The sequence below is a fragment of the Nocardioides sp. NBC_00850 genome, assembly GCF_045207335.1.
Classification (GTDB): domain Bacteria; phylum Actinomycetota; class Actinomycetes; order Propionibacteriales; family Nocardioidaceae; genus Nocardioides.
The window spans coordinates 2,611,381-2,635,839 of record NZ_CP108845.1 but is presented as its reverse complement, the minus strand read 5'-3'; the positions used below and the strand labels follow the sequence as shown (position 1 = coordinate 2,635,839).

The following is a 24,459-nucleotide window of genomic DNA, read 5'->3' as shown; positions in this document are numbered from 1 at the left end:
GACCAGCAGGAAGTCAGTCGAAGACGAAGGCGGTCGCGTCCTTCGGGAACGACGTCCAGGCCCGGATCCGCCGTGGATGCACCGCCGGCGCCCCCTCGATGTAGTGCTTCGCCTCGAAGACGTTCTCGCCGTACTCGGGATACTTCGCGTTCAGCAGCCCCGCGATCTCCTCGGCCGTCTCGGGCGCGAAGGGTGTTGTCCGCACCTCGCCCTCGATGACGACCAACTTCCACGGATCCGGCAGGTTCACCGTCACCTTCGGATGCTCGGCCGCGAGCCGCCGGTGCAGCGTCTCCGGGCTGCCGCCGTAGACCAGCTTGTCCTCGAACCAGATCCCGTCCAGCGGCGTCACGTGCGGACTCCGCCCCGGCCTCTCGAACGCGAACCAGAACTGCTTCGCCTCGACCAACTGCTGCCGCACGTCCTCCCACGCCAGCAGCTCGCTCGGCGTGCCGTATCCCTCCGGAAACCGAATCTGTTCTGTACGCATGTGCCTCACTCAACCACTGCCCGCCCCCGGCCGACCCGACCGTTCTTGCGCATAACCGGTGGCTCGGCGGCGGCCCCGGCGCCTGCTGTGATGGACTACCCGGCATGCATTTTCGGGCTGCACCCTTGATCGTCCTGATCGCTGCCACGTCGGCCTGCGGGGCCGGCTCGGGGCCGGTGACGACGGACGCACCGACGCCGTTCTCGGCGTCCTCGACCTCGACGCAGGAGGGATTCACGACGGCAGAGTGCCCCGGGATCGTCGGCGGGAAGCGGGTGATCTTGAAGCTGGACGTGCCGAAGGAGTTCGAGCCGGAGTCCATCGAGCCGAGCGACCAGACCCCCGACGGCCAGTGCACTTGGCGTACGTCCGAGGAGCGCTTCTTCAGCGTTGAGATCGGCGAGAAAGAGTCGCTCGCGGACCTGAACGACGAGTTGAAGGAGTACGAGGACATCGGCGGTGACGACGAGGTCAAGGACGTCACCTACGACGCTCCGACCGACACCTTTGGCGACCTGGAGGGCGAGCGGCTCAGCTGGTGGTCCTACTCCGACGGCGTGCCCGCCGACTGCGTCCATGTGCAGGCCAACGGCATCCGTGTGTTCTGGCAGAACCCCGACGACATCGACCAGCGGCTCGACGACCTCGACGTCGTCCTCGACAGCATCGAGCTCATCCGCTCCTGACCGGCGCCGCCATAGCCCGGCTGCCGCTGACGACGATCAGCGCCACGAGCATCACGGGCACGATCAGCGTCCACATGGTCGGGAGCAGCCCCGCGACACATCCGATCGCCGTGAGCACGAACCCCGTCCGAGGTCTGCGGGGAAGCAGCAGTGTGCCTACCAGGACGAGTACACCCCCACCGACGAGCGTGCCGAACCAGAAGGCAAGACCACCGTCCCCGCTGCGTACGACCCGAACGGTCTCTGCCGCTCCCGCCGCGAGCAGCAGGCAGCCGATGAACAGCCCGTACCACCACACCCAGCCACGGGCGCCCGAGCGCTCCTCATCGGATCGCATCCACGTCCCCTCCCGTTCGTCGCCCCAGGGAAAGGCTGTCGTCCATCGAGCGTAAGGCGTAGCGGCTCAGGCCGCGAGCGTGTGATCGCGGAGTACTTCGCGCAGCCTGAGCTCCGCCGGCGACAAGGATGGTGGATCCGGCGGCCAGGTGTCGGGTGGCGGGCTGATGTAGGTGTGCCCGGTGGGTGTGGTGGTGATGATGCTGCCGTCGGGTCCTGGTCTGGCTCGCCAGCCGAGAGCTTCCTTGGCCTGATTGCATCTCTCGCACAGACCCTGCAGGTTCTCGGCGCTGGTGGTGCCGCCATCAGCGTGACGTTCGACGTGGTCGATGTTGCGGATCGGGGCATCACAGCCGTTGGTGCGACAGATCCCGCCGTCACGAGTCGCGACGAACTCGGCCAGCCCGTCGGGGGCTTTGCGTGAACGGGACTCCATCGCCACCAACTGACCGGCCGGGTCGGTGAACAGGCACCGGACGAACACCTCCGCATCGGCGAGTGCGTCGCGGGCCCAGGCGGCGGGGACGGGGCCGTAGCCCTCGACCATGGCCGGCTGGTCGCTGGTGTTGGTGAGGGAGTCTGCGGTCATCACGATCTTGACCTCGATCCGAGGCTTGGCTCCCTCAGCACGACCGGTGATCCGGTCGACGAGGGTGTCGGCCATGACCTGACCACGGGTCCGCTCATCACCGGCGGCGGCAGCGGTCTTGGCTGCCTGGTCCAGTGCGGCGAAGACGGCGACACCATCTTTGACCGGGAGCAGGGCTCCGAGCCAGGTCATCGTGTCCGGTGCCGGCCGGAGGCTGACGCGGCGGTCCTTCTCCGCGTTCGCGGCGCGGGCGACGACGGATGCCTGGTCGAGGGTGATGGCGAGCTTCTTGGCGGCGTTCTCGAGCTGGCGTAGCCCCATAGCCACAGCACGAGCCGGTTCACCGCCAGGACCGGCGGCGCAGAGCTCGTGATCGATGACCCGCCGGTCCTCCACCGACAAACACGCGGTCTCGCGGGCGAGGATGGTGGCCTGCCATTGGGAGAACAAGCCGGCCTTCATCAGGGCGAAGGTGTGCGGCATCTCTGCGGTCAGGATCTTCGCCAGCCCGAGCAGCTTGGCGCCCTTCTCGGGCGAGACCCGCCGCGCCAGCGCGACCTGGGAGGCCACGCCTTCGCCAAGCCTGCGGGAAGGGACCCCAGCCTCGGCCTGGCGGGCCCGGACGGCTTCGTCGAGACGTACCGCCGCTTCGGCTTGGACCGCCTCGGCGGTGCACTTGACCGCTTCGAGACCAGCAATCCAGTCGACCAGCTCACTCTCGGACGCGCCCGGAGGCGGCCCTGCGAGGAGGCGGTCGACGGTCTCGTACATAGGCCTTATTATATGCGATCGGGCACCATGTCGCGACTCATTTAAGCAGGTCAGACCCATATTTAGCGGTCAGCGAACAGGAAACGTGAGTGCTGCGCCACTCTCTCGCCGCCGCCCCGATACAGGCGAAATCTTTCTCGATCGGGTGCCGGGTCAAGGATGGCCGAAGGCCACCGCGAAGCGGCGGGCGAAGCCCGTCCTTGACGCGGCGCGCGATCGAGAAACACTCAAAGACCGGGTCGGCGGCGAACCTCTGAAACGAAGAACAGCCGCTAAGCGAGGTTTCCCGAAGAAGAGGACCGTGTTGGTCTCGACACGCCTCCGCCTAGCGGCTCCGGCGGCTCGACCAGCGAGCAAGGCGGCTCGACCAGCGAGCAAGGCGGCTCGACCAGCGAGGCTTCACTTCTTCCCGGCGGTCTTGTCGGTGGAGGCCTGGGTGGTGGAGAGCGCGGCGACGAAGGCTTCCTGGGGGACCTCGACACGGCCGACCATCTTCATCCGCTTCTTGCCCTCCTTCTGCTTCTCGAGCAGCTTGCGCTTACGCGAGATGTCGCCGCCGTAGCACTTGGCGAGGACGTCCTTGCGGATGGCGCGGATGGTCTCGCGGGCGATGACGCGGGCGCCGATGGCGGCCTGGATGGGCACCTCGAACTGCTGCCGCGGGATGAGCTCCTTGAGCTTGCCGGCCATCATCACGCCGTATCCGTACGCGGCCTCGCGGTGGACGATCGCGGAGAACGCGTCTACGGGCTCGCCCTGGAGCAGGATGTCGACCTTGACCAGGTCGGCGGCCTGGTCGCCGCTGAACTCGTAGTTCAGCGAGGCGTACCCCTTGGTCGAGGACTTGAGCTGGTCGAAGAAGTCGAAGGCGATCTCACCCATGGGGAGGACGTAGCGCATCTCGACGCGGTCCTCGGAGAGGTAGTCCATGCCGCCGAGGGTGCCGCGCTTCTTCTGGCACAGCTCCATGATCGTGCCGATGTAGTCGGACGGCGAGAGGATGGTGGCCTTGACGACCGGCTCGCGGACCTCGCGGATCTTGCCCTCGGGGAACTCCGACGGGTTGGTGACGATGTGCTCGGAGCCGTCCTCCATGATCACGTCGTAGACCACGTTGGGAGCCGTCGAGATGAGGTCGAGGTTGAACTCGCGCTCGAGACGGTCGCGGGTGATCTCCATGTGCAGCAGACCGAGGAACCCGACGCGGAAGCCGAAGCCGAGCGCGCCCGACGTCTCCGGCTCGTACGTCAGCGCCGCGTCGTTGAGCTGCAGCTTGTCGAGCGCCTCGCGCAGGACCGGGTACTGGTCGCCGTCGATCGGGTAGAGCCCCGCGAACACCATCGGGTTGGGGTGGGAGTAGCCGCCGAGCATCTCCTCGGCCGGGCGGTTGTTGCCGGTGACGGTGTCACCGACGCGCGATTGGCGTACGTCCTTCACGCCGGTGATCAGGTAGCCGGTCTCGCCGACGCCGATGTGATCGGCCTTGATCGGCTCCGGGCTGATCACACCGAGCTCGAGCATCTCGTGGACCGCGTTGGTCGACATCATCTTGATCTTGTCGCGGTGGGTCAGCTTGCCGTCGAAGACCCGGACGTAGGTCACCACGCCGCGGTAGGTGTCGTAGACGGAGTCGAAGATCAGCGCCCGCGCGGGAGCGTCCGGGTCGCCGACCGGCGCCGGCACCTGCCTCACGATCTCGTTAAGGAGGTTCTCGACGCCGAGACCGGTCTTGGCGGAGGTGAGCAGGACGTCCGAGACGTCGCAGCCGACGAGGTTGGCCAACTCCTCGGCGTACTTCTCGACGTTGGCCGACGGCAGGTCGATCTTGTTGAGCACCGGGATGATCTGCAGGTCCGCACCCATGGCGAGGTAGAGATTCGCCAGCGTCTGCGCCTCGATGCCCTGCGCGGCGTCGACCAGCAGGATCGCGGCCTCACACGCCTGGAGCGACCGGGAGACCTCGTAGGTGAAGTCGACGTGGCCGGGGGTGTCGATCATGTTGAGGATGTACGTGCCCGGCTCGGCGCCCGCCTCGTTGCCCTCCGCCACCGTCCACGGCATGCGGACCGCTTGCGACTTGATCGTGATGCCACGCTCGCGCTCGATGTCCATGCGGTCGAGGTACTGCGCCTTGGCCTCACGCTCGCCGACGACACCCGTCAGCTGCAGCATCCGGTCGGCCAGCGTCGACTTGCCGTGGTCGATGTGGGCGATGATGCAGAAGTTGCGGATGATCGCCGGGTCGGTGGACCCAGGCTTCGGCGCGGAGTTCGTGGGCACGGGCTGCTTTCGCTCTGTGTCTCTTGAGGGGGACGTACGTCTTCTTTCGATTGTCCCACGCTCAGTACTGATGGAACCAAAGCGGCAGCTGCACCGACTCGCCCGGGCAGGTCACGTTGCGGTCGCGGCCGTCCTCGAGCCACTGCACCATCACCGCGGCGCCGCCCTGGAACATCCACTCGCCACCGCACCGCTCCAGGGCCGCGGCCCGCGACGCCTCGCCCGCCGGGCGCCACTCGGGCAGCTGCAGCTGCAGGTCGCCGACGATCGGCGTCCACAGGCCCTCGATCGAGTAGACCCCGACTCGCTTCCCGGCGTCCTGATAGCCGGCCAGGGCTCCCTTGACCACCGCCTGGTTGGCCTCGATGTCGTCGGACCACTCCCAGACCGCGACCGGCTCGACGTCGAGCCAGACCGAGGGCGACTCCAGGCCGGCGCGCTCCATCGCCTCGAGATTCCACACCGCCTGCTGGTAGCCGACGTTGGTCAGCCGGCCGATCTTCGTGTCCGGGTCGCCCGGCCCTTCGCCGCCGTACTCACGGATCGCGGCGGCACGGGGGTAGGAGGTGACCGCATAGGCCGAGGTCATCACCTTGTTCTTCTTGGCCCACTCGACCTGCGAGGCCAGGCACGGGTTGGGGGTGAACGCCGGGCCGTTGGTGAGCCCGATGACCACGTACTCCGCCGAAGCGAGCGGCATCGGCAGCCCCAGCGTCCGACGCTCCTTGATGCCCATCCCCTCGGGACACTGCGGCCAGCTCAGGTCACCGCCCTCGACGATCCCGCGATCGTCGGCGGGTGGGACGGACGGGATCTCCAGCGACTCGGGCGCGCGTGGTGGCACGCTCGCCGACGTCTCGGGCGCGGGGTTCATGGGGCTCGCGGGCATCGACGGCGAGGCGGACTCCGCCTCCGCCGGGGGCTCGGCGGCGCAGCCGAACAGCACCGGCGCCGCCAGGAGCAGCAGCACAGCGGCGAACAGGTTCTTTCTTGCCCACATCACCGCAGATACTGCCACCCGCATCCCAGCGGGTCACACCTGCGCGAAGTCGTCCCCCATCACCGGCCGGATCTCGATCGGCTCCCCGAGGACCGCCACCATCCGCGACACGATGTCGATGGCGCGCTCCTGGCTGGTCACGTCGATGACCGCGAAGCTGGCCAGCACCTCCTTCAGCTCGGCGAACGGACCGTCACCGAAGGGGGACGGCACCCTTCGCGTACGTGTTCACCGACACGACCCGCGGAACTCACCGATCGTTCCGCCGGAATCGGCAGGTTTGGCCCATGACCCCACTCAACCGCCGCTCCGTCCTCGGCCTCGGTGCCGCCGCCGGTGCCGGACTCGTCATCCCCACGACCGCAGCAGCTGCCCCCGCCTTCGTACGGAGCAACCGCCCATCCCTCACCCACGGTGTCCAGTCCGGCGACGTCGGCGCCCGGGGCGGGGTCCTGTGGAGCCGCGCGGACAAGACCTCACGCCTGGTCGCGGAGATCTCGGCCGACGAGTCCTTCCGCCGCGCCCGACCGGTCAACGGTCCCGTGGTGACAGGACGCAGCGACTTCACCGGAGAGCTGAAGGTCGACGGCCTCGAGGATGGGCGCGATTACTTCTACCGGGTCCGCGCCGTCGACCCGGACGACCCGCGACGCGGCAGCGCCTGGGAGCTCGGCCGGCTGCGTACCGCCCCGGCACGCCGCCAGGACATCCGGTTCCTGTGGTCCGGCGACATCGCCGGCCAGGGCTGGGGCGCCAACCCCGACTTCGGTGGCTTCCGGATCGCGCCCGCGATGGCGGCGCGCGAGGCCGACTTCTTCCTGAGCTCCGGCGACAACGTCTACGCCGACGGCCCGCTCACCTCGACCGTGACCCTCCCCGACGGACGGGTCTGGAACAACATCGTCACCGAGGAGAAGGACAAGGTCGCCGAGACGCTGGCCGAGTTCCGCGGGCAGTACGCCTACAACCTGCTCGCCGACAACTGGCGCGCGTTCCTCGCCCAGACGCCGATCGTGGCGCAGTGGGACGACCACGAGGTCACCAACAATTGGTACCCGGGCGAGATCCTCCCCGACGACGGCCGCTACACCGAGCGCCGTGTGGATGTCCTCGCGGCCCGCGCGAAGCAGGCCTTCCACGAGTACATCCCGGTCGGCGACGCCTCCCCCGACCCCGACGGCCGGATCTACCGCAAGCTCTCCTACGGCCCGCTGATGGACCTCTTCGTCCTCGACATGCGCACCCACAAGGACGCCAACACGACCAACGCCGAGACGAGCGCCGACGGCGGCGTGCTCGGCGAGCGTCAGACGAAGTGGCTGCTGCGCGAGCTGGCGGCATCCCGGGCCACCTGGAAGGTCATCGCCGCCGACCTGCCGATCGGCCTGGTCGTCCCCGACGGCACCCTGCAGGAGGGCATCTCCCAGGGCGACGCCGGCGCCCCGCTCGGCCGCGAGCTCGACATCGCGAAGGTGCTCACCGGGCTCAAGCGCCTCGGCATCCGCAACCACGTCTGGCTGACCGCCGACGTCCACTACACGGCAGCGCACTCCTACGACCCCGGGCGCGCCGCCTACCAGGACTTCGACCCGTTCTGGGAGTTCGTCTCCGGCCCGCTCAACGCCGGCGCGTTCGGCCCCAACAAGCTGGACCCCACCTTCGGTCCGGCCGCCGAGTTCGTGGCCGCTCCCCCGGCCGCCAACGCCTCGCCCGCCGACGGCTTCCAGTTCTTCGGCGAGGTCGAGATCGACGGACGTACGCAGCAGCTCACCGTCACCCTCCGTGACGTCGACGGCGGTGCGCTTTTTACGAAGACGCTGGACCCGAGTTTCCGTTAGGGTCTCCGGGCTAGGGCGTGTCTCAGCGAAGACACGCCCTAGCCGTCTCCCGTTCGGGCCCAGGAGGACCAGCAGACCATGAGCGAAATTCATGTCGTCCCCAAGGACATGAAGACATCCATCGGCATCGCCACGGACGCCGAGAGCGCCGTACGCAAAGCCGATTCCGCCGGCTATCTGAGCAAGGCGGGCGCTGCGGTCCCAGGGGCGGAGTCGGTCACCTACATGTCCGATCTCGGCACCCGCTGGACCGACGAGACCAAGGCCGCGGCCGACAGCTCCCAGAAGCTCGCCGCGGAGATGCAGAAGGCTCTCGACGAGTTCGAGGCCGCCGACAAGGCCGCCGGCGAAAAGGGCGGAAAGGTCATGGGCCCGAACTGATGGCGATCACGTTCGGCCAGGTCAAGACCTGGAAGGCGGCACCATTGGGTGACGCCGGCGACGGCCTCAAGGCCGACCTCCGCAAGCTGGAGACCAGCCGTGACGAGCTCGAGGCCAACGGCGTGGCCAAGTCATGGACCGGTGTCGCCGCCGACGCCGCCCGCGGCCACCGCGACACCCTCGTGGCCAAGCTGAGCAGCCACATCACGGGCAAGCAGCAGATGCAGAAGGCGCTCTATGCCGCGGAGCCGCAGGTCGAGGCCATCGAGCGTCTCGTCCAAGGCATCCTGGACCGGGCCAAGACGAACGAGTTCAACGTCAGCGACGACGGCTCCGTGACCAGCACGGCTACGCCTCCGACGTTCAAGAACCGCTACGAGGCCGAGGAATGGGGCACCAGCCGCCAGACCATCGCCCAGGAGCTCGCCGACGACATCACCGACGCCCTCGCCAAGGCGGCCGGTGTGGACCAGATCCTCACCGACGGCATCCCTGCCGGCACCGACGCGGACCTCGACCAGACCCGCGATCAGCGCGGGATGGCCTCCCCCGAGACCACCGAGCGTTGGGCCCAGCTCACCGATGCCGAGCGCAAGGCGATCATCGACCAGAAGATCGAGGAGCTCGCCAAGGAGTACGGCGTCGATGTCGAGGACATCGTCTGGGACGCGCAGGGCAGCACCAACGGCTACTGGAGCGAGGACGACCACACCGTGCACCTCAATCCGGGCAACGTCGACGATCCCGACATCCTGCACACCGTGGCTCACGAGATGCGCCACGCCCGGCAGTACGAGGCGATCGACGACAACAACGACTTCCAGTTCTGGTGGGAGGACGACCCCTTCGACATGCACGAGGAGGACGGCATCACCGAGGGGCAGGCCGAGGAGTGGGAGGAGAACTTCGACGACTACAAGAGCACCGACAACGGCGACACCTACGACGAGTACTACAACCAGCCCGTCGAGGCCGATGCCCGCAAGTCCGGTCGCGACTATCTCGACAACCTGACGCCCGCTGAGCTCGACCGCCTCCTGAAGGAGTCGAAATGACGACGTACGCCGACCTGGTCACCGCCTACCTCGACGACCCCGGCCCCGAGACGCTGGCGCCGCTGCGCCGCGCGGTCCGCAACTCCGCCAACTTCACCGTCGACCTCGACCTCAGCGCCGTCGACAAGCTGCTCGACGAGGGCGCCTACGCCGAGGCCGCGACCGCGCTGCGGGCACTCATGCCCGGGGCGATCTTCAGCCCGTCCGCCCACCTGCGCCTGGCGACCGCCCTGGAGCGCTCCGGTGAGGAGCGCTCCGCCGCTCGCGAGCGCCAGGTCGCCAGCGCCGCCCTGCGGAGCATCCGGGCGAGCGGCGACGGCACCGAGGAGCATCCCTGGACCGTGCTGCGGATCAATGACGAGTACGACCTGCTCCGTGCCCTCAAGAAGGTCCCCGGCCGCCAGGATCTCCTGGAGGTCGACGGGCGGCGTATCGACCGCCACACCTGCACCGACGGGACCCTCGCTCACTTCGACGCGACCGCGCTCGTCTGATGGCGATCACGTTCGGCCAGGTCAAGACTTGGAAGGCGGCACCGCTGGGTGACGCCGGCGACGGCCTCAAGGCCGATCTTCGCAAGCTGGAGACCAGCCGCGACGAGCTCGAGGCCAACGGCGTGGCCAAGTCCTGGACGGGAATGGCGGCGGACGCCGCCCGAGGGCACCGCGACGGCCTGGTCAAGAGCCTCAGCAGCCACATCACCGCCAAGCAGGAGATGCAGAAGGCGCTCTACACCGCCGAGCCCGAGGTCGAGGCGATCGAGCGACTCGTCCAGGGCATCCTCGACCGGGCCAAGACCAACGAGTTCACCGTCAGCGACGACGGCACGGTGACCAGCACAGCCACCCCACCGACGTTCAAGAGCCGTTTCGAGGCCGAGGAGTGGGGCAACAGCCGTCAGAACGTCGCCCAAGAGATCGCCGACGAGATCGAGAAGGCCCTCGCCAAGGCCGTCGGCGTCGACGCGATCCTCGCCCGCGGCCTGCCGACCGGCATCGACGAGCAGGGCGACGAGTACGGCAAGATCGACCCGGCCATCGCGGAGAAGTGGGAGACGCTCAGCATCGAGGAGCGCAAGGCCGTGCTGGAGGAGATGGTCAAGAAGATCGCCGCGGAGAGCGGCGTCGACATGCCCACCATCGACTGGGACGCCCTGGAGAACGACACCTGGGACGACAACAGCATCACCTACGGCTACTGGAGCGACGAAGAGCCCACGATGGCGCTCAACCCCAACGTGCTCGACGACCCCGGCCAGCTGATCAACACCGTCGCCCACGAGGTCCGTCACGGGCGCCAGCACGAGGCCATCGACGACAAGAACGACTGGCAGTTCTGGTGGGAGGACGACCCCTTCGACGAGCACAAGGAAGACGGGATCAGCGAGGAGCAGGCCGAGGAGTGGGAGGAGAACTTCGACGACTACAAGAGCACCGACAACGGCGACTCCTTCGACGAGTACTACAACCAGCCCGTCGAGACCGACGCCCGCAACTCCGGCCGTGACTACCTGAACAACCTCACCGAGGAGGAGTTCAACCGTCTCCTCGAGGAGTCCCGATGACGACGTACGCCGACCTGGTCTCCGCCTACCTCGACGACCCCGGCCCCGAGACCCTCGGGCCGCTTCGCCGCGCCGTCCGCGGCTCGGCCAACTTCACCCCCGACCTCGACCTCGACTCGGTCGACAGGCTGCTCGCCGAGGGGTCGTACGCAGCGGCCGCCGCCGAGCTACGGCGGGTCATGCCGGGGGCGATCTTCAGCCCCTCGGTCCACCTGCGGATGGCCACCGCGCTGGAGCAGTCCGGCGACGGACGGGCCGCCGCGCGCGAGCGCCAGGTCGCCGGGGCCGCGCTGCGCAGCATCCGCTCCACCGGAGACGGCAGCGAGCAACATCCGTGGTCGGTGCTGCGTATCAACGACGAGTACGACATGCTCCGAGCCCTCGACAAGGTCCGGGACCGCCAGGACCTCGTCGAGACCGGAGGCCGTCGACTCGACCGCCTCACCTGCACCGACGGCACCGTCGCCTACTTCGACGTGTCCTCGTTCGCCTGACCGATCTCTCCAGAAGGACCGATGAAACCCCGAACGTACGTCCTCAGCGTCCCGCTCATCGGCGTGCTCGCCGCCGCGCTCCTGGCCGCGTGCGCCGGCGACCCCGACCAGGACGGCTGCGACATCTCCGCGCTCGGGACGTCCGGCGGCTCGATCAGCCTGGCCGCCGCGGTCATGCCGTCGCGGCTCGACGCCGGCTCGCTGGTCACCGACCCCGAGGGGAAGTACGTCGTGGCCAGCTGCACCGACGGCACCTGCCGCTGGAGCGCCGCCGGTGGTGCGTACGAGACGATCTCCGAGACCGGCTACGGCGCCATCAGCCCCGACCTCACGCTCGTCGCGCGGAAGGTCGGCTGCTCGGACATCGCGCTGGTCGAGGTGGACGGCGACAAGCAGACCCAGCGGCTCGAGGGCCTGCCGAACCCGAAGGTCACCGACGCCAGCCCGGTCGGCGAGATCGCGTTCAGCCCCGACGGTCGGCTCGTGGCCGGCGCCGGGCTCGAGGGCGACCTGATCATCTGGTCGGTCGAGGACGGCGACGAGGTGGCGAGCACCGATCTCGGCAACGGCGTCGGATCGATCTCGTTCAGCCCCGACAGCAAGCAGGTGGCAGTTGCCTCCAACGACAGCGTCTCGGTGCTCGAGGCCGAGTCGGGTGACGAGATCGGCACCCTCGCGGCCGCTGGCGGCGCCGACCCGGTCTGGAGCCCGGACGGCCGCTGGATCGCCGGCGTCACCACCGAGGGCTACCCCACGATCTGGGACGCCGAGACGCTCGAGGCCGCCGAGACGCTTCCCGGTCACCCGGTCGCGACCGTCGCATTCTCCCCCGACTCTCGCTCGCTGGCCGCCACCGACGACTCCGACGAGGCCCGGTTGATCCTGTGGGCACCCAAAGCGCTGGGCGGCACGGGCGAGTCCCGTGACCTTGCCCGGACCGCGGCTCCAGGAGCGAACGTGATCTTCAGCCCCGACGGCAAGACCCTCTACACCGCGTCGGCTGAGGAAGGTGTCGCCGCCTGGGACGTCGCCACCGGCAAGCCCGCCGCAGAGCTCGACCAGCCGCCGATGTCCTAGCTGCCCGTGCCGTGGTGCGCTGGCGCATCATGGCCGGCGTACACAAGGATGTGGTCGTGAGCGCGATCCCGACGAACATCCCGCACGGGCAGACCGCCCGCCGCCTGGAGTGGCCACACCTGCCGCCGTTCCTGCGGTCCTCGATCGAGAAGCGGCTCGGCGGTGGGCCCGTGGTCTCGGCGGAGTCTCACGGGGCCGGGTTCACGCCGGGGTTCGCCTCGGTGCTGACCTGCCAGGACGGCTCCCAGCACTTCGTGAAGGCCGCCTCCGCCAAGGCGCAGCGCGACTCCGCGGCGCTCTACCGGGAGGAGGCCGCGAAGCTGAAGAAGCTCGCCGGCTGGGTCCCCGCCCCGAAGCTGAGGTGGTTCGACGACGGCGAGTGGGTCGTCCTGGCCTTCGAGCACATCGAGTCGCGGGTACCGTCGCGGCCCTGGACTCCCTCGGACCTCGAGATCGTCTCGCAGGCGCTGGTCGAGACCGCCGCCGCACTCACCCCGGCCCCGGGCATCGGCTGGCCGACCTTCGCCGAGGAGCACGCCTCCTACCCCGCCCTGTGGGACCGGGTGGCCGGCTACCCGTATGCCGACCAGGCGGCCGAGCTCGCCGCCGGGTTCGCGGAGCACACCGCCGGCGAGACGCTGGTCCACCTGGACGTACGCGACGACACCATCCTCATCCGCCCCGACGGTGGCGTCCTGCTGGTCGAGTGGACCTGGCCGGTCCTCGGTGCCGACTGGATCGACTCGCTCCTGCTGCTGGTCGGGCCGCGCGGTGACGGCCTCGACGCCGAGTCGTTCCTGGCCACCCATCCGCTGCTGTCGCGGGCCGCACCGGAGGCCATCGACTCCGTCCTGGCCCTCTTCGCCGGCTACTTCCTGGCCGCAGCCGACCAGCCGGTCAAGACGACCTCGCCCCACCTCCGCAGGATGCAGCGGTGGCAGGGCGAGGTGTGTCTGGACTGGCTGGCGGAGCGCCGAGGCTGGGATCAGGACCCGGCGTAGAAGGCGTCGATCCGCGCCTGCTCCTTGGCCTCGACGACGTTGCGCTTGACCTTCAGCGACGGGGTGAGCTCACCGCTCTCGACGGTCAGGTCGTGCTCGAGGATCTCCCACTTCTTGATGGTCTCCCAGCGGTTGAGGCCCGCGTTGAGCTCGTCGACGTAGCCGCCGATCAGCTCACGCACCTGCGGCGAGGTGACGATCTCCTCGTAGGACTTCCCCTCCAGACCGTGGGAGGCGCCCCAGGCCGTGATCGACTCGGGGTCGAGGGCGATCAGGGCGCTGACGAAGTTGCGGTTGGCACCGAAGACCAGGAACTGGCTGGTGTAGGGGCACAGCGCGGCGAACTTCGACTCGATCGCCGGCGGCGCGACGTACTTCCCGCCCGAGGTCTTGAAGAGCTCCTTGATCCGGCCGGTGATGGTGATGTAGCCCTCCTCGTCGATCGAGGCCTTGTCACCGGTGTGGTACCAGCCCTCGGCGTCGAGCGCCTTGGCGGTCTCCTCGGGCAGGTTGTGGTAGCCCGGCATCACGTGCGGGCCGCGGATGAGCAGCTCGTCGTTATCGCCGATCTTCACCTCGCTGCCCGGGAACGCCTTGCCGACGGTGCCGAGCTTGTTCTCCTGCAGAGTGCCGACCGACGCGCCTGCGGCGTTCTCGGTCGAGCCGTAGCCCTCCATGATCAGGATCCCCGCGGCCCGGAACCACTCGGCGATCTCGCGGTTGAGCGGGGCCGAGCCGGAGATGAAGAACCGTACGCGGCCACCGAAGCGGTCACGGACCTTGCTGAGCACCAGCTTGTCGAGCACTGCGTGCTTGAGCGCGATCGAGGTCGGCACGGACTTGCCCTCGCGCAGCAGCCGGTCGCGGGCGATGCCGTTGGCGAAGGCGGCGTCGAAGAGCTTCTTCTTCACACCACCGTCGTTCTCGACCATCATCGTGATCTTGGAGTGCACCTTCTCGAAGATGCGCGGGGCGGCGCCCATGAAGGTCGGCTTCACGATCGCCAGGTTGTCGACGATCTTGTCCATCCGGCCGTCGATCGCGGTCGGGAAGCCGCAGGCGATCTGGACCGAGAGCAGCACCTTGCCGAAGACGTGCGACATCGGCAGCCACAGGAACTGCAGGTCGTCGGGGCCGAGCACGTCGCCCTTGGCCCGAAATACCTCGCCCTCGTAGACCCAGGCGCGGTGGAGCAGGCGTACGCCCTTCGGCCGGCCGGTGGTGCCGGAGGTGTAGACCAGCGTGGCCAGGTGTTCCGGGGTGATCTTGGCCGCGGTCTCCTCGATCAGGTCCGGGTGGTCGGCGAGGTACTTGTCGCCGATGGCGGCCAGGTCGTCCAGGCCGATGACCCGCTCGCCGTCGGTCTCGCCGTCGAAGGTGATCACCTTGACGATCTCGGGCAGGTCGGCGGCCCTCTCGGCGATCTTGGCGAGCTGACCGTCGTCCTCGGCGAAGACGAAGCGGCACTCGGCGTCACCGAGGATGTAGGCGGTGTCGTCGACGTTGGTCGTCGGGTAGACCGTCGTCGTGGCGCCACCGGCGAGCATGACCGCGAGGTCGGCGATGATCCACTCGTAGCGCGTGGTCGAGGCGATGCCGACCCGCTGCTCGAGCTCGAGGCCGAGCGAGACCAGGCCCGCCGCGAGCCGGCTGGCCAGGTCGCTGGCCTCCTTCCAGGTCAGCGACTTCCACTCCTCTCCGCCTGCCTCGGTCGTCGAGCCGACCACGGGATAGCGGAACGCTTCAGCGTTCGGGGTCGCCTTGACCCGGTTGAGGAAGTGAAGGGCGAAGTTCGCCGGCATCTCGTCGAGGAATGCGAGATCGATCGCGGACTGGGTCGGCATGATTCTCCTGGCCTGCAGTGTGTGCGTGGGGGTGAACGGTGGGCGGTTAGCACGAGAGGGACCGCGCGGGGGACCCTAGACGCTGGAGCCGAGCCGCAACAGGGGGTTCCGCCGGAAATCTCGTGACCGAGATCACCACAGCCTACCCCGGAGTAGCTACGTGACGTACGGCGATTTGAGGCCAAACGACGCGAGTCTGTAATCTTGACCGCAAGCGTGTTCGCGTAGGCCTCTCCCCTCTCATTTCCCCGAGGGGCCGGATTGAGAGCTCGCACCACCACACGTCGAAGCACTGGAGATCATTCACCCATGGCGAACATCAAGTCGCAGATCAAGCGCAACAAGCAGAACGAGAAGGCGCACGAGCGCAACAAGGCCGTCAAGAGCGAGCTCAAGACCGTCATCCGCAAGTTCCACGCCGCCGCCGAGGCCGGCGAGAAGGACGCTGCGGTCGAGACCGCCAAGGTCGCCACCAAGAAGCTCGACAAGGCCGTCTCCAAGGGCGTCATCCACAAGAACCAGGCCGCCAACCGCAAGTCGGCTATCGCCAAGAAGGCTTCCTCCCTCTGAGGTAAGCCCCACCGAAGCCCCCGTCCTTCGCGACGGGGGCTTTGTTCATTTGCCGAGAAGTCGCCCCCGTCGGCCGAGACGGCAGTTGTGGCGGCCGAGACGTCACGTGCGTCGGCCGAGTGGGCAGCGTGCTGCCATCTCGGCCGACGCACCTGACGCATCGGCCGACCGGGGTGACGCCTCGGGCGGGGGTCAGCGCTGGCGAAGGGCGGCGATGGTGAGGACGAGGCGCTCGAGCGTGTACGCCGGGTCGCTGGCCGCGCCCTTGAGGTCGGCGTCGGCTCGGGCGACCGAGCGGAGGGCCTCGCCGATGCCTTCGCGGGACCAGCCGCGGGCGAGGCCGGCGATGGACTTCTGCTTCCAGGGCGGGGTGCCGCTGTCGCGGATGCCGGCGACGTGGTTGGCGACCGTGCGCAGTTGGCCGGCCACCGCGGAGAGGACGTAGACCGGGGAGGAGCCGGTGTCGAGCGCCCAGCGGATCTCCTCGAGGGCCTTGACCCGGTCGCCGGAGATGATCGCGTCGGCGATCACGTAGTTCTTCACCTCGGCCCGGCCGCCGAAGTATTGCTTCACATGCTCCAGCCCGAGCCGCTTCGCCTCGTTGTCGGAGGCGAGCTGGCTGGCCGCTGCCGACAGGGCGCGGAGATCCTGGCCGACCGCCTGGATCAGGAAGTCAGCGCCCTCCTCGTCGATGCTCCCGCCGTGCCGCCGCACCTCGGCCTTCACGAAGCTCCCGAACTCACGCGCCTTCAGCTCCACCGACTTGTGCTCGGTCACCTTCGGAAGCTTGCGCAGCTTCGAGAGCGTGCCGCTGCCCTTCTGCCCTCCTCCGTGGACGAGGACGAGCGCGACCTCCTCCGCCGGCATCCCGGCATAGGCCACCAGGCCCTCGACCGACTCGTCCGGCAGGTTCTCGAGGTTTCGGACGACGACGCACCTGATGCTCGAGAAGAGCGAGGGCGCGCTCAGCTCGCCGAGCGTGGCCAGGGTCAGCTCAGCTGCGGTTGCCTCGGAGACCTCCGCCTCCGCGTCGTAGGCCCTCACCGCGGCCTTCGCCGCCGCGACCGTACGCTCCCCGAGGAACTCCTCCTTGCCGGTCACCAGCGTCACCCGGCCGAGAACGTCGGAGGCCGACAGGTCGCCGGTGGGGCTGGGTGCGGAGGCGGTGCGTGCCATGCTCAAACCCTCCCACACGCCACCGACAACTATCGCGTCACCACGGCGGCCTCACCTCCCGACTCGACCACCGCGACCGAGCCGTCGCGGTCGGTGCGGTAGACCTTGGTGCCGCTCTCCTCGAGCCCCTGGACCGTGGCCGTGGCGGGATGGCCGTAGTCGTTGCCGGCACCGACCGAGGTGAGCGCGACCTGCGCTCGCAGCGTACGCAGCCAGTCGAGGTCCTGATAGCGCGAGCCGTGGTGGGGCACCTTGAGCACGTCGATGTCGAGCTCGGCCAGGTCGTCGGCGAGCTGGTCCTGACCCTCCGGCTCGATGTCGCCGGTCAGCAGCAGACGCAGGCCGCGGGACTCGACGAGGAGGACGACGCTCGCGTCGTTGGCGGTGGAGCCGTCCCCGGGGCCGCGGGTGTCGGACTCGCCCGTCGGCCAGAGCACCTGGATCCGGACCTCACCGATGGTGGTCGTGGCCGCGTAGGGAGCCGGAACCGGCACCACCCCGGCCGCACCGGCGGTCTCCCCGAGGACCCGTACGCCCTCGGGCGGGTCCTGGAGCCGCGAGGTCCACACCTCACCGACCCGGCGGCCGGCGAAGACGCCCTCGACGCCGTTGACGTGGTCGGCGTGGAAGTGGGTGATCACGGCGAGCGGAACGTCCTCGATCTCGAGGCGGTCGAGGCAGTCGTCGACGAGATCGGGATCGGGACCGGCGTCCACCACGACGGCACTCCCCGTCCCGGTGCGCACCACCAGGGCGTCTCCCTGTCCCACGTCGCACATCACGAGCACCCACGCCGGTGGAGGCCAGCCCGGGCTCGGCAGCCGCACCAGCGCGACCGCGAGCAGCACTAGGCATCCGGCCACCCCGGTGACCGGATGCCGGAGGATGCGAGGAGCCAGGAAGGCGATCGCGGCACAGACGGCCACGAGCACCGCCAGGGCCAGCGGCCCGGTCGCCCAGCCGACCTCCGCGTTCGGCAGCCCGGCGCCGAAGCGGGCCACCGCGATGATCCAGGCGACGCACCAGGTCGCGATCGTGCCGGCGACCATGCCGAGCGGACCCCACACCAGCCCGAGCAGACCTCCCAGGAGACCGAGCACCGTCGCGGGTGCGACGGCGGGCTCGACGAGCAGGTTCGCGAGCACAGCGACGAGACTGACCTGGCCGGAGATGGCGGCTACCACCGGAGTGCAGGCGAGCTGCGCCGCTGCCGGGACCGCGATCGCCTCCGCGCACCACTGCGGCATCCAACGCCTCAGAGCGTCGCGCCATGGTGGCCCGAAGAGCAGGATGCCGGCCGTGGCCAGGACCGAGAGGGTGAACCCGATCGAGGTAGCCAGCCCGGGGTCGATCAGCAGCAGCCCGATCACCGCCGCGCCGAGCCCACGCAACGCTCGCTGGCGTCCGTTGTGCGTCATCGCCAGCAGTCCGACCGCACCCATCGCGGCGGCCCGCACGACGCTCGGCTCGGTGCGGGCGAGCACGATGAACCCGAGGATGCCGAGCACCCCGACGGCGTACAGCCCTCTCCCCCGCACCCCGGCCCAGCGGGCCACGATCAGCAGGAACCCGACCACCAGGGTCAGGTTGGTGCCGGAGACCGCGAGGAGGTGGGTCAGGCCGGTCGTGCGGAAGTCGTCCGCGAGGTCGTCGGAGAGGCCGGTGTCGTCGCCATCGACCAGCGCCGGGACCAGCGCTGCCTGGTCGGGCGGCCGGTGTGCCACCGCGTCCCGGATCGAGGCACGCAGCGTCTCGGAGGCTCGCCACCAGATCCCCGGACCGGCGACGACTCTCGGCGGGCCGGCGATCAGCAGCGCCGACTCCTCGTGCGAGTCGCTCTTCCCCAGGCGTCCGGTCGTCGACACCGTCGCCCCCAGCGGGATGTCCGCCCAGGCGTCGTCGCCGAGCACGACCACGGGCGTACGCAGCCGGTAGACCACCCCTCGGCCCCTGATCTCCCTCACGCTGGCGCGCCGGAGCTGGTACGTCGCGTGCTGGCCCGTCACCTCCTTCGGGTCGGTGGTGACGGTGGCGACCACCCGCACCTGCGCCTTGCGCGCGGCCAGGTCCGCCGCCGGGTTGTCGCTGACCCGGGCGGCGTGCAGGCCCGCGACGACGGCGGTCCCGGCGACCATCAGCACCAACGCCAGCGCCGTCGGGCGGCGCTTCCGAACGGCCCATCCACCACCGATGCCGAGGACCGCGGCGAGGAGCACGAGCAGAACCACCCCGGACCGTCCGCCGGCCACCACCACCGGCCCGGCCAACGCCCCCGCCCACGCACCGGCCCCGAGAAGCGGCAGTCGCAGGTCGTTCACAACGTGACCAGCGGTGCCAGCGAGTCGTAGGTCTTCGGTCCGATCCCGTCGACCTCGAGCAGCTCGTCGACGGAGGTGAACGCGCCGTTGGTGGTGCGCCAGTCGATGATCGCCTGCGCCGTCACCGGGCCCACCCCGGGCAACGTCTCCAGCTCCTCCATGGAGGCAGCGTTGAGGCTCACTCCCGCACCCGGCGCCCCGGCGGCCGGACCACCGGAGCCGGCCGCTGCAGCGCCCACTCCCCCGTTGGGCGCACCCACCACGATCTGCTGACCGTCGCTGAGCAGTGCGGCGAGGTTGAGCCCGGCGAGCTGCTTGTGGGAGGCCCCACCGGCGGCCTCGACGGCATCCACCACCCGCGAGCCGACCGGCAGCACGACGATGCCGGGCTTGGGCACCTTGCCCTCCACGTCGACCGTCACCGTCCCGGCCGACGCCCCGCCCGACGGCACCGCGGCCGCGCTCCCGGGCGCCGCCGAGGCGGTCGGCAGCGCGACCAGCGGGGAGGCCGAGGGCGAGGCCCGGGCGGCCGGCACCACCTCCGGGTCGGCGCGGATCATCCACCAGCACGCCACCGCCAGTCCGGCGACCAGGACCAGCGAGACGACGACGAGATGCCAGGGACCGAGGCTCACCCGCCCGCGCAACGGCTCGGGCAGCACCGCATCAGGCGAGATCACGACCTGACGCCGAGACGCGTGGCGTCCCGGGACCGGCACCAACGGATCCAGCTCCGCGGTGTCGGTCGCTCTCGGTCCGTCCCACCACGGCGGCTGCCAGTCCTCCTCGCCCTCGTCCTCCTCCCCCGGCGGGTCGAGCTCGGTGCGCAACTGCTCCAGCCGCCGGGCGACGGCATCGGCGTGATCAGAGGTCGGTCGGGTCCGCATGACGCCGAAGCTATGCGCCCGCGCCGACACTTCCGAGCGTGTTCTCAGCGCCTGTGGACAACCCGATCCTCAACCGCCCCTGTGGACGGTAACCGGCCCAGAATCAGGCCCAGATCAGGCCCAGAATCAGAGCTTGGGCCCCACGACGACCGCCACACACCCCGGCCCGACATGCGCACCGAGCACCGCGCCCAGCACCCCGACGCGTACGTCGCCGTTGATCTTGCCGTTCAGATCGGCGCAGAGCCCCTCGGTCATAGCGGCCGCACGATCAGGGCTGCCCAGGTGAGCGACGACGATCTCGACGGCGTCCGCGTCCTCACCCGCCTCGACCCCGAGCGCCTGCAGCCGCGCGATCGCCCGCTCGGCCGTACGCACCCGCTCGTGCGGCACGACCCGGCCGTCCTCGATCGTGAGCAGCGGCTTGACCGCCAGCGCCGTCCCGAGCAGGGCAGCAGCGGCTCCGATCCGCCCGCCCCGGCGCAGGTACTCGAGCGTGTCGACGTAGAAGTAGGAACGCGTGGCGGCGACCCGCGCCAGCGCGGCCTCGCGCGCCTCGGCAGCGCTCCCGCCGCGCCCGGCCACCTCCGCGGCAGCCAGAACGGCGAACCCGACCCCGGGTCCGACCAGCCGTGTGTCCACGGTGATCACCGGCACCGGAGCCTCCCGCGCCGCGAGCATCGAGGACTCGCACGTCGCGCTCAGCTCCGCGGAGAGGTGGATGGAGACGATCTCCTCGAAGCCCTGCGCCGCGAGCTTCGCGTAGACCTCCGCCAGGAGCGCCGGCGAGGGCCGGGAGGTCGTCACCGTCTTGTGTGCCGCCAACGCCGTCAGCAGCGCTTCGGGCGACGTCTCCTCCACCCCGTCGTCGTACGACGTCCCATCCACGATCACCTGCAACGGCACCGATGTGATCAGCTCCGTGGCATCCCCGAGATCGGATGGAAGCATCGCGGTCGAGTCGGTCACGATCGCTACCCGGGCCATGTCAGAAGCCTACAGATCGACCCATCGCCTCGACAGCGCGAGCCGAGCCGATCAGACGACGATGTTGACGAGCTTCGGCGCGCGGACGATGACCTTGCGTACGGTCTGACCCTCGATCGCGGCCGCGATCGCCGGGTCGGCCAGCGCGGCGGCCTCCAGGTCGGCCTCGGAGATCGAGGGCGAGACCTCCAGGCGCGCACGCACCTTGCCCTTGATCTGCACGACGGCGGTCACGGAGTCCTCCACGAGCAGGTGGGGCTCGACCGTCGGCCACGCAACCCGCGCAACCGTCGGCTCGTGCCCCAGACGCTCCCACATCTCCTCGGCGGTGTAGGGCGCGACCAGCGAGAGCAGGATCGCGACCGTCTCCGCGGCCTCACGTACGGCGGGGTCGGCGGGACCGACACCGGAGTCGATCGCCTTCCGGGTCGCGTTGACCAGCTCCATCACGCGAGCCACCACCACGTTGAACCGGTAGGACTCGATCAGCTGCTCGGCCTCGGCGACGGTCTTGTGAGTCGTACGCCGCAGCGCGACGTCCCCACCGGAGACGTCGGCACCCGGGGAGGACGTCACGTCCCCGGCCAGGCGCCAGGCCCGCTGCAGGAACTTCACCGAACCCGCCGGCGAGACGTCGGCCCAGTCGATGTTGTCCTCCGGCGGGGAGGCGAAGACCAGGGTCAGCCGGGTCGCGTCGACACCGAACTCCTCCAGCACGTCCGACAGGTTCACACCGTTGCCCAGCGACTTCGACATCTTCTTGCCGCCGTTGATGACCTTGCCCTGCGACAGGTACGCCGAGAACGGCTCGTCCCAGTCGATCAGGCCGATGTCACGCAGCGCCTTGGTGAAGAAGCGGGCGTACATCAGGTGCAGCACAGCGTGCTCGTCGCCGCCCAGGTAGAAGTCGACCGGGCCCCACTCGCGGGCCAGCTCGGAGGAGAACGCCTGGGTCTCGTCCGTCGGCGACAGGTAGCGCAGGAAGTACCACGACGAGTCCACGAAGGTGTCCATCGTGTCCGAGTCGCGCGTGGCCGGACCACCACACTTCGGGCAGGAGACGTTGACCCACTCCGAGGCGGCCGCCAGCGGCGAGACGCCCTTCGGCTTCAGGTCAGCGCCAGCCAGATCGGGCAGCTGCACCGGCAGCTGGTCGTCCGGCACCGGCACCTCGCCGTCGACCGGGCAGTGGATGATCGGGATCGGCGCGCCCCAGTAGCGCTGCCGCGACAGCAGCCAGTCACGCAGCCGGTAGTTGATCGTGCCCTTGCCGTGGCCCTCGGCCTCCAGCTTCTCGATGATCTTGTGGATGCCGCTCGCCTTGTCGGCGACGCCCTCCAGCTCCGGCGAGTTCACGTACGCGCCGTCGCCCGCGGTCGCGACGTACGTCTCCTCGGGGTTCTCCGCGCCCGGAACGTCCACCACGCGGCGCACCGGCAGCGAGAACGCCTTGGCGAAGTCCAGGTCGCGCTGGTCGTGGGCCGGGACGGCCATCACGGCGCCGGTGCCGTAGTCGGCCAGCACGTAGTCGGCCGCCCACACCGGGATCTGCTCGCCGTTGACAGGGTTGGTCGCGGTGACGCCCAGGTCGACACCGGTCTTGGGACGGTCGGTCGCCAGGCGGTCGATGTCGGAGGCCTTGCGTACGTCCTCCAGGTAGCCCTCCAGCGCGGCCGCCCGGTCCGGCGCCACGATCTCGGCAGCCAGTTCCGCATCGGCGGCGACGACCATGAAGGTCGCGCCGTACAGCGTGTCGGGACGGGTTGTGAAGACGGTGACCGACTTCTTGGTGCCGTCCGTCAGCGAGATCTCGAAGTCGACGTGCGCGCCCTCGGACCGGCCGATCCAGTTGCGCTGCATGTTGACGACCTTGCCGATCCAGGTGTCCTGCAGTTGGTCCAGGCCGTTGTAGAGCTCCTCGGCGTAGGCCGTGGTCTTGAAGTACCACTGCGTCAGGTCACGCTTGGTGACCACCGCGCCGCAGCGCTCGCACTCGCCGTTGACGACCTGCTCGTTGGCCAGCACGGTCTGGTCGTTGGGGCACCAGTTGACCGGCGACTTCTTGCGGTAGGCCAGGCCGGCCTCGTACAGCTTCAGGAAGATCCACTGCGTCCACTTGTAGTACTCCGGGTCGGAGGTGTGCAGACGGCGCGACCAGTCGAAGGAGATGCCGTAGCGCTTGAACGACTCCGCCTGGGTCTCGATGTTGGCGTAGGTCCAGCCGGCGGGGTTCTCGTTGCGCTTGATCGCGGCGTTCTCGGCGGGCAGGCCGAAGGAGTCCCAGCCGATCGGGTTCAGGACGTCGAAACCCTTCAGCCACCAGTAGCGGGCCAGCACGTCGTGCAGCGCGGTCACCTCGGCGTGGCCCATGTGCAGGTCACCGGACGGGTAGGGAAACATCGTGAGCGCGTAGCGCTTCTCAGCCCCCTTGCGCTGGCCCGCCTTGAACGGCTCCAGCTTCTCCCAGATGGGGCGCCACTTGTCCTGCAGCTCGTTGACGTCGTACGTCGCGTGCTCGGCCTGCTCCTGCGTCATTGGTCTTTCGTCCTTGTCGAGTGTCGTGCGTCGAGACTGCTTCTGAAAGAAGCCCTACAAATGAGAAGGGCCCCTCACATGGAGGGGTAGCCGCGTGACCGGGGTGTGTCCCTCAGGGTCAGCGCGGCTGCCTAAGAAGCAGGACAGACATCTGCATGTGTCAAGGGTAGCCGACCACCGCGGTCACCGTCATTCGCGACCCCGTCCACGGACATGGCCCGTCTAGGTCAGAGGACCCGGAAAGTACGGTCCAAATCCTCTGGTCTAGTACTTTCCATAGTCCATGTGTTCCGCCCTGCAGATCGACCGACAGAAAATAGGCTCGGAGGGGCGTTCACCTATTGCGAGGGCCCATCTGAGCGTGCCAGACTGGCGGCGCTCCGCTGCTCGTGATGTCGGTCGTGAATGAGGACCCCCCCATCTCATCCAAGGAACGCTCCGAGCAGCGGAGTCCAAGCTTCGGAGCCCCTGCGACCCGGTCGTAGGGGCTTCCGCATTCGCGGCGCCGACCCGAACATCCCCCGGGTTGTCGTCCATTTGGGTCATGCGACATACCCGCCCCGGTAGCTAGCGTCGTCCT

At 69.1% G+C, this 24,459-nt stretch carries 22 protein-coding genes; 10 read left to right on the top strand and 12 right to left on the bottom strand.

Features of this window, described 5'->3' with window-relative positions; translation table 11 throughout:
* Nucleotides 1-13: 13 nt before the first annotated feature.
* Nucleotides 14-490, bottom strand: coding sequence for a pyridoxamine 5'-phosphate oxidase family protein (locus OH802_RS12880; protein ID WP_406028475.1), 477 nt, complete (start codon nucleotides 488-490; stop codon nucleotides 14-16).
* 104 nt (nucleotides 491-594) lie between these two features.
* Between OH802_RS12880 and OH802_RS12875 the strand changes: the two genes are divergently transcribed.
* Complete coding sequence (locus OH802_RS12875) at nucleotides 595-1,176, top strand: hypothetical protein (RefSeq protein ID WP_406028473.1); 582 nt, start codon at nucleotides 595-597, stop codon at nucleotides 1,174-1,176.
* Here OH802_RS12875 and OH802_RS12870 read toward each other — a convergent pair.
* The 5 genes from OH802_RS12870 to OH802_RS12850 form a co-directional block, all read right to left on the bottom strand.
* On the bottom strand, nucleotides 1,163-1,513 hold the full coding sequence (locus OH802_RS12870) for a hypothetical protein (protein ID WP_406028471.1): 351 nt from the start codon (nucleotides 1,511-1,513) through the stop codon (nucleotides 1,163-1,165). The genes OH802_RS12875 and OH802_RS12870 overlap by 14 nt on opposite strands.
* Before the next feature lie 66 nt (nucleotides 1,514-1,579).
* Nucleotides 1,580-2,872 (bottom strand): DUF222 domain-containing protein, encoded by a 1,293-nt coding sequence (locus OH802_RS12865; protein WP_406028469.1) that lies wholly within the window; start codon nucleotides 2,870-2,872, stop codon nucleotides 1,580-1,582.
* Between the two features lie 399 nt (nucleotides 2,873-3,271).
* Nucleotides 3,272-5,152, bottom strand: a complete 1,881-nt coding sequence (gene lepA / locus OH802_RS12860; RefSeq protein WP_406028467.1) for a translation elongation factor 4 — start codon at nucleotides 5,150-5,152, stop codon at nucleotides 3,272-3,274.
* A 61-nt stretch (nucleotides 5,153-5,213) separates the two neighbouring features.
* Entirely contained in the window at nucleotides 5,214-6,170 is a 957-nt protein-coding gene (locus OH802_RS12855) for a hypothetical protein (RefSeq protein ID WP_406028464.1), read from the bottom strand.
* Between the two features lie 15 nt (nucleotides 6,171-6,185).
* Nucleotides 6,186-6,365, bottom strand: coding sequence for a YciI family protein (locus OH802_RS12850; RefSeq protein WP_406028462.1), 180 nt, complete (start codon nucleotides 6,363-6,365; stop codon nucleotides 6,186-6,188).
* A 74-nt stretch (nucleotides 6,366-6,439) separates the two neighbouring features.
* Here OH802_RS12850 and OH802_RS12845 point away from each other — a divergent pair, with 74 nt between their 5' ends.
* The 8 genes from OH802_RS12845 (at nucleotide 6,440) to OH802_RS12810 (ending at nucleotide 13,562) form a co-directional block, all read left to right on the top strand.
* Nucleotides 6,440-7,990 (top strand): alkaline phosphatase D family protein, encoded by a 1,551-nt coding sequence (locus tag OH802_RS12845; RefSeq protein ID WP_406028460.1) that lies wholly within the window; start codon nucleotides 6,440-6,442, stop codon nucleotides 7,988-7,990.
* Nucleotides 7,991-8,068: 78 nt separating this feature from the next.
* Nucleotides 8,069-8,371 carry a hypothetical protein gene (locus OH802_RS12840; protein ID WP_406028458.1) on the top strand — a complete coding sequence of 101 codons (303 nt, stop codon included), beginning with the start codon at nucleotides 8,069-8,071 and terminating at the stop codon, nucleotides 8,369-8,371.
* Nucleotides 8,371-9,426 carry a hypothetical protein gene (locus tag OH802_RS12835; protein WP_406028456.1) on the top strand — a complete coding sequence of 352 codons (1,056 nt, stop codon included), beginning with the start codon at nucleotides 8,371-8,373 and terminating at the stop codon, nucleotides 9,424-9,426. The genes OH802_RS12840 and OH802_RS12835 overlap by 1 nt, the downstream gene beginning before the upstream one ends.
* Nucleotides 9,423-9,920, top strand: coding sequence for a DUF4919 domain-containing protein (locus OH802_RS12830; protein ID WP_406028454.1), 498 nt, complete (start codon nucleotides 9,423-9,425; stop codon nucleotides 9,918-9,920). Before OH802_RS12835 ends, OH802_RS12830 begins: the two co-directional genes overlap by 4 nt.
* Nucleotides 9,920-10,990 (top strand): hypothetical protein, encoded by a 1,071-nt coding sequence (locus tag OH802_RS12825; RefSeq protein ID WP_406028452.1) that lies wholly within the window; start codon nucleotides 9,920-9,922, stop codon nucleotides 10,988-10,990. Before OH802_RS12830 ends, OH802_RS12825 begins: the two co-directional genes overlap by 1 nt.
* Nucleotides 10,987-11,484 (top strand): DUF4919 domain-containing protein, encoded by a 498-nt coding sequence (locus tag OH802_RS12820; RefSeq protein WP_406028450.1) that lies wholly within the window; start codon nucleotides 10,987-10,989, stop codon nucleotides 11,482-11,484. The genes OH802_RS12825 and OH802_RS12820 overlap by 4 nt, the downstream gene beginning before the upstream one ends.
* 21 nt (nucleotides 11,485-11,505) lie before the next feature.
* Nucleotides 11,506-12,561: a WD40 repeat domain-containing protein gene (locus OH802_RS12815; protein ID WP_406028448.1), complete on the top strand. Its 1,056-nt coding sequence runs from the start codon at nucleotides 11,506-11,508 to the stop codon at nucleotides 12,559-12,561.
* Between the two features lie 56 nt (nucleotides 12,562-12,617).
* Nucleotides 12,618-13,562 carry a hypothetical protein gene (locus tag OH802_RS12810; RefSeq protein WP_406028446.1) on the top strand — a complete coding sequence of 315 codons (945 nt, stop codon included), beginning with the start codon at nucleotides 12,618-12,620 and terminating at the stop codon, nucleotides 13,560-13,562.
* On the opposite strand, the gene OH802_RS12805 is transcribed toward OH802_RS12810, so the two are convergent.
* Complete coding sequence (locus OH802_RS12805) at nucleotides 13,547-15,406, bottom strand: AMP-dependent synthetase/ligase (protein ID WP_406028444.1); 1,860 nt, start codon at nucleotides 15,404-15,406, stop codon at nucleotides 13,547-13,549. The genes OH802_RS12810 and OH802_RS12805 overlap by 16 nt on opposite strands.
* A gap of 309 nt (nucleotides 15,407-15,715) precedes the next feature.
* Here OH802_RS12805 and rpsT point away from each other — a divergent pair, with 309 nt between their 5' ends.
* Nucleotides 15,716-15,976, top strand: coding sequence for a 30S ribosomal protein S20 (gene rpsT / locus OH802_RS12800; protein ID WP_091048431.1), 261 nt, complete (start codon nucleotides 15,716-15,718; stop codon nucleotides 15,974-15,976).
* Nucleotides 15,977-16,168: 192 nt separating this feature from the next.
* Here the strand turns inward: rpsT and holA are convergent, their stop codons facing one another.
* From holA to leuS, 5 genes are all read right to left on the bottom strand, one after another.
* On the bottom strand, nucleotides 16,169-17,152 hold the full coding sequence (gene holA, locus OH802_RS12795) for a DNA polymerase III subunit delta (protein ID WP_406028442.1): 984 nt from the start codon (nucleotides 17,150-17,152) through the stop codon (nucleotides 16,169-16,171).
* Between the two features lie 29 nt (nucleotides 17,153-17,181).
* Complete coding sequence (locus OH802_RS12790) at nucleotides 17,182-19,470, bottom strand: ComEC/Rec2 family competence protein (RefSeq protein WP_406028440.1); 2,289 nt, start codon at nucleotides 19,468-19,470, stop codon at nucleotides 17,182-17,184.
* The gene (locus OH802_RS12785) at nucleotides 19,467-20,357 is read right to left on the bottom strand and encodes a helix-hairpin-helix domain-containing protein (protein WP_406028438.1); all 891 of its coding nucleotides are present in this window, start codon (nucleotides 20,355-20,357) and stop codon (nucleotides 19,467-19,469) included. The genes OH802_RS12790 and OH802_RS12785 overlap by 4 nt, the downstream gene beginning before the upstream one ends.
* Nucleotides 20,358-20,483: 126 nt before the next feature.
* Nucleotides 20,484-21,344: a DegV family protein gene (locus OH802_RS12780; RefSeq protein ID WP_406028436.1), complete on the bottom strand. Its 861-nt coding sequence runs from the start codon at nucleotides 21,342-21,344 to the stop codon at nucleotides 20,484-20,486.
* 51 nt (nucleotides 21,345-21,395) lie between these two features.
* Nucleotides 21,396-23,879 (bottom strand): leucine--tRNA ligase, encoded by a 2,484-nt coding sequence (gene leuS, locus OH802_RS12775; protein ID WP_406028434.1) that lies wholly within the window; start codon nucleotides 23,877-23,879, stop codon nucleotides 21,396-21,398.
* Between the last annotated feature and the right edge of the window lie 580 nt (nucleotides 23,880-24,459).

What these genes read in the sequence shown, in the direction of transcription:
- OH802_RS12805 (WP_406028444.1), bottom strand. Translation starts at nt 15,406, where the DNA reads ATGCCGACCCAGTCCGCGATCGATCTCGCATTCCTCGACGAGATGCCG.
- OH802_RS12870 (WP_406028471.1), bottom strand. Translation starts at nt 1,513, where the DNA reads ATGCGATCCGATGAGGAGCGCTCGGGCGCCCGTGGCTGGGTGTGGTGG.
- OH802_RS12845 (WP_406028460.1), top strand. Translation starts at nt 6,440, where the DNA reads ATGACCCCACTCAACCGCCGCTCCGTCCTCGGCCTCGGTGCCGCCGCC.
- OH802_RS12840 (WP_406028458.1), top strand. Translation starts at nt 8,069, where the DNA reads ATGAGCGAAATTCATGTCGTCCCCAAGGACATGAAGACATCCATCGGC.
- rpsT (WP_091048431.1), top strand. Translation starts at nt 15,716, where the DNA reads ATGGCGAACATCAAGTCGCAGATCAAGCGCAACAAGCAGAACGAGAAG.
- OH802_RS12875 (WP_406028473.1), top strand. Translation starts at nt 595, where the DNA reads ATGCATTTTCGGGCTGCACCCTTGATCGTCCTGATCGCTGCCACGTCG.
- OH802_RS12825 (WP_406028452.1), top strand. Translation starts at nt 9,920, where the DNA reads ATGGCGATCACGTTCGGCCAGGTCAAGACTTGGAAGGCGGCACCGCTG.
- OH802_RS12780 (WP_406028436.1), bottom strand. Translation starts at nt 21,344, where the DNA reads ATGGCCCGGGTAGCGATCGTGACCGACTCGACCGCGATGCTTCCATCC.
- OH802_RS12830 (WP_406028454.1), top strand. Translation starts at nt 9,423, where the DNA reads ATGACGACGTACGCCGACCTGGTCACCGCCTACCTCGACGACCCCGGC.
- OH802_RS12865 (WP_406028469.1), bottom strand. Translation starts at nt 2,872, where the DNA reads ATGTACGAGACCGTCGACCGCCTCCTCGCAGGGCCGCCTCCGGGCGCG.
- OH802_RS12835 (WP_406028456.1), top strand. Translation starts at nt 8,371, where the DNA reads ATGGCGATCACGTTCGGCCAGGTCAAGACCTGGAAGGCGGCACCATTG.
- OH802_RS12820 (WP_406028450.1), top strand. Translation starts at nt 10,987, where the DNA reads ATGACGACGTACGCCGACCTGGTCTCCGCCTACCTCGACGACCCCGGC.
- OH802_RS12815 (WP_406028448.1), top strand. Translation starts at nt 11,506, where the DNA reads ATGAAACCCCGAACGTACGTCCTCAGCGTCCCGCTCATCGGCGTGCTC.
- OH802_RS12785 (WP_406028438.1), bottom strand. Translation starts at nt 20,357, where the DNA reads ATGCGGACCCGACCGACCTCTGATCACGCCGATGCCGTCGCCCGGCGG.
- OH802_RS12880 (WP_406028475.1), bottom strand. Translation starts at nt 490, where the DNA reads ATGCGTACAGAACAGATTCGGTTTCCGGAGGGATACGGCACGCCGAGC.
- holA (WP_406028442.1), bottom strand. Translation starts at nt 17,152, where the DNA reads ATGGCACGCACCGCCTCCGCACCCAGCCCCACCGGCGACCTGTCGGCC.
- leuS (WP_406028434.1), bottom strand. Translation starts at nt 23,879, where the DNA reads ATGACGCAGGAGCAGGCCGAGCACGCGACGTACGACGTCAACGAGCTG.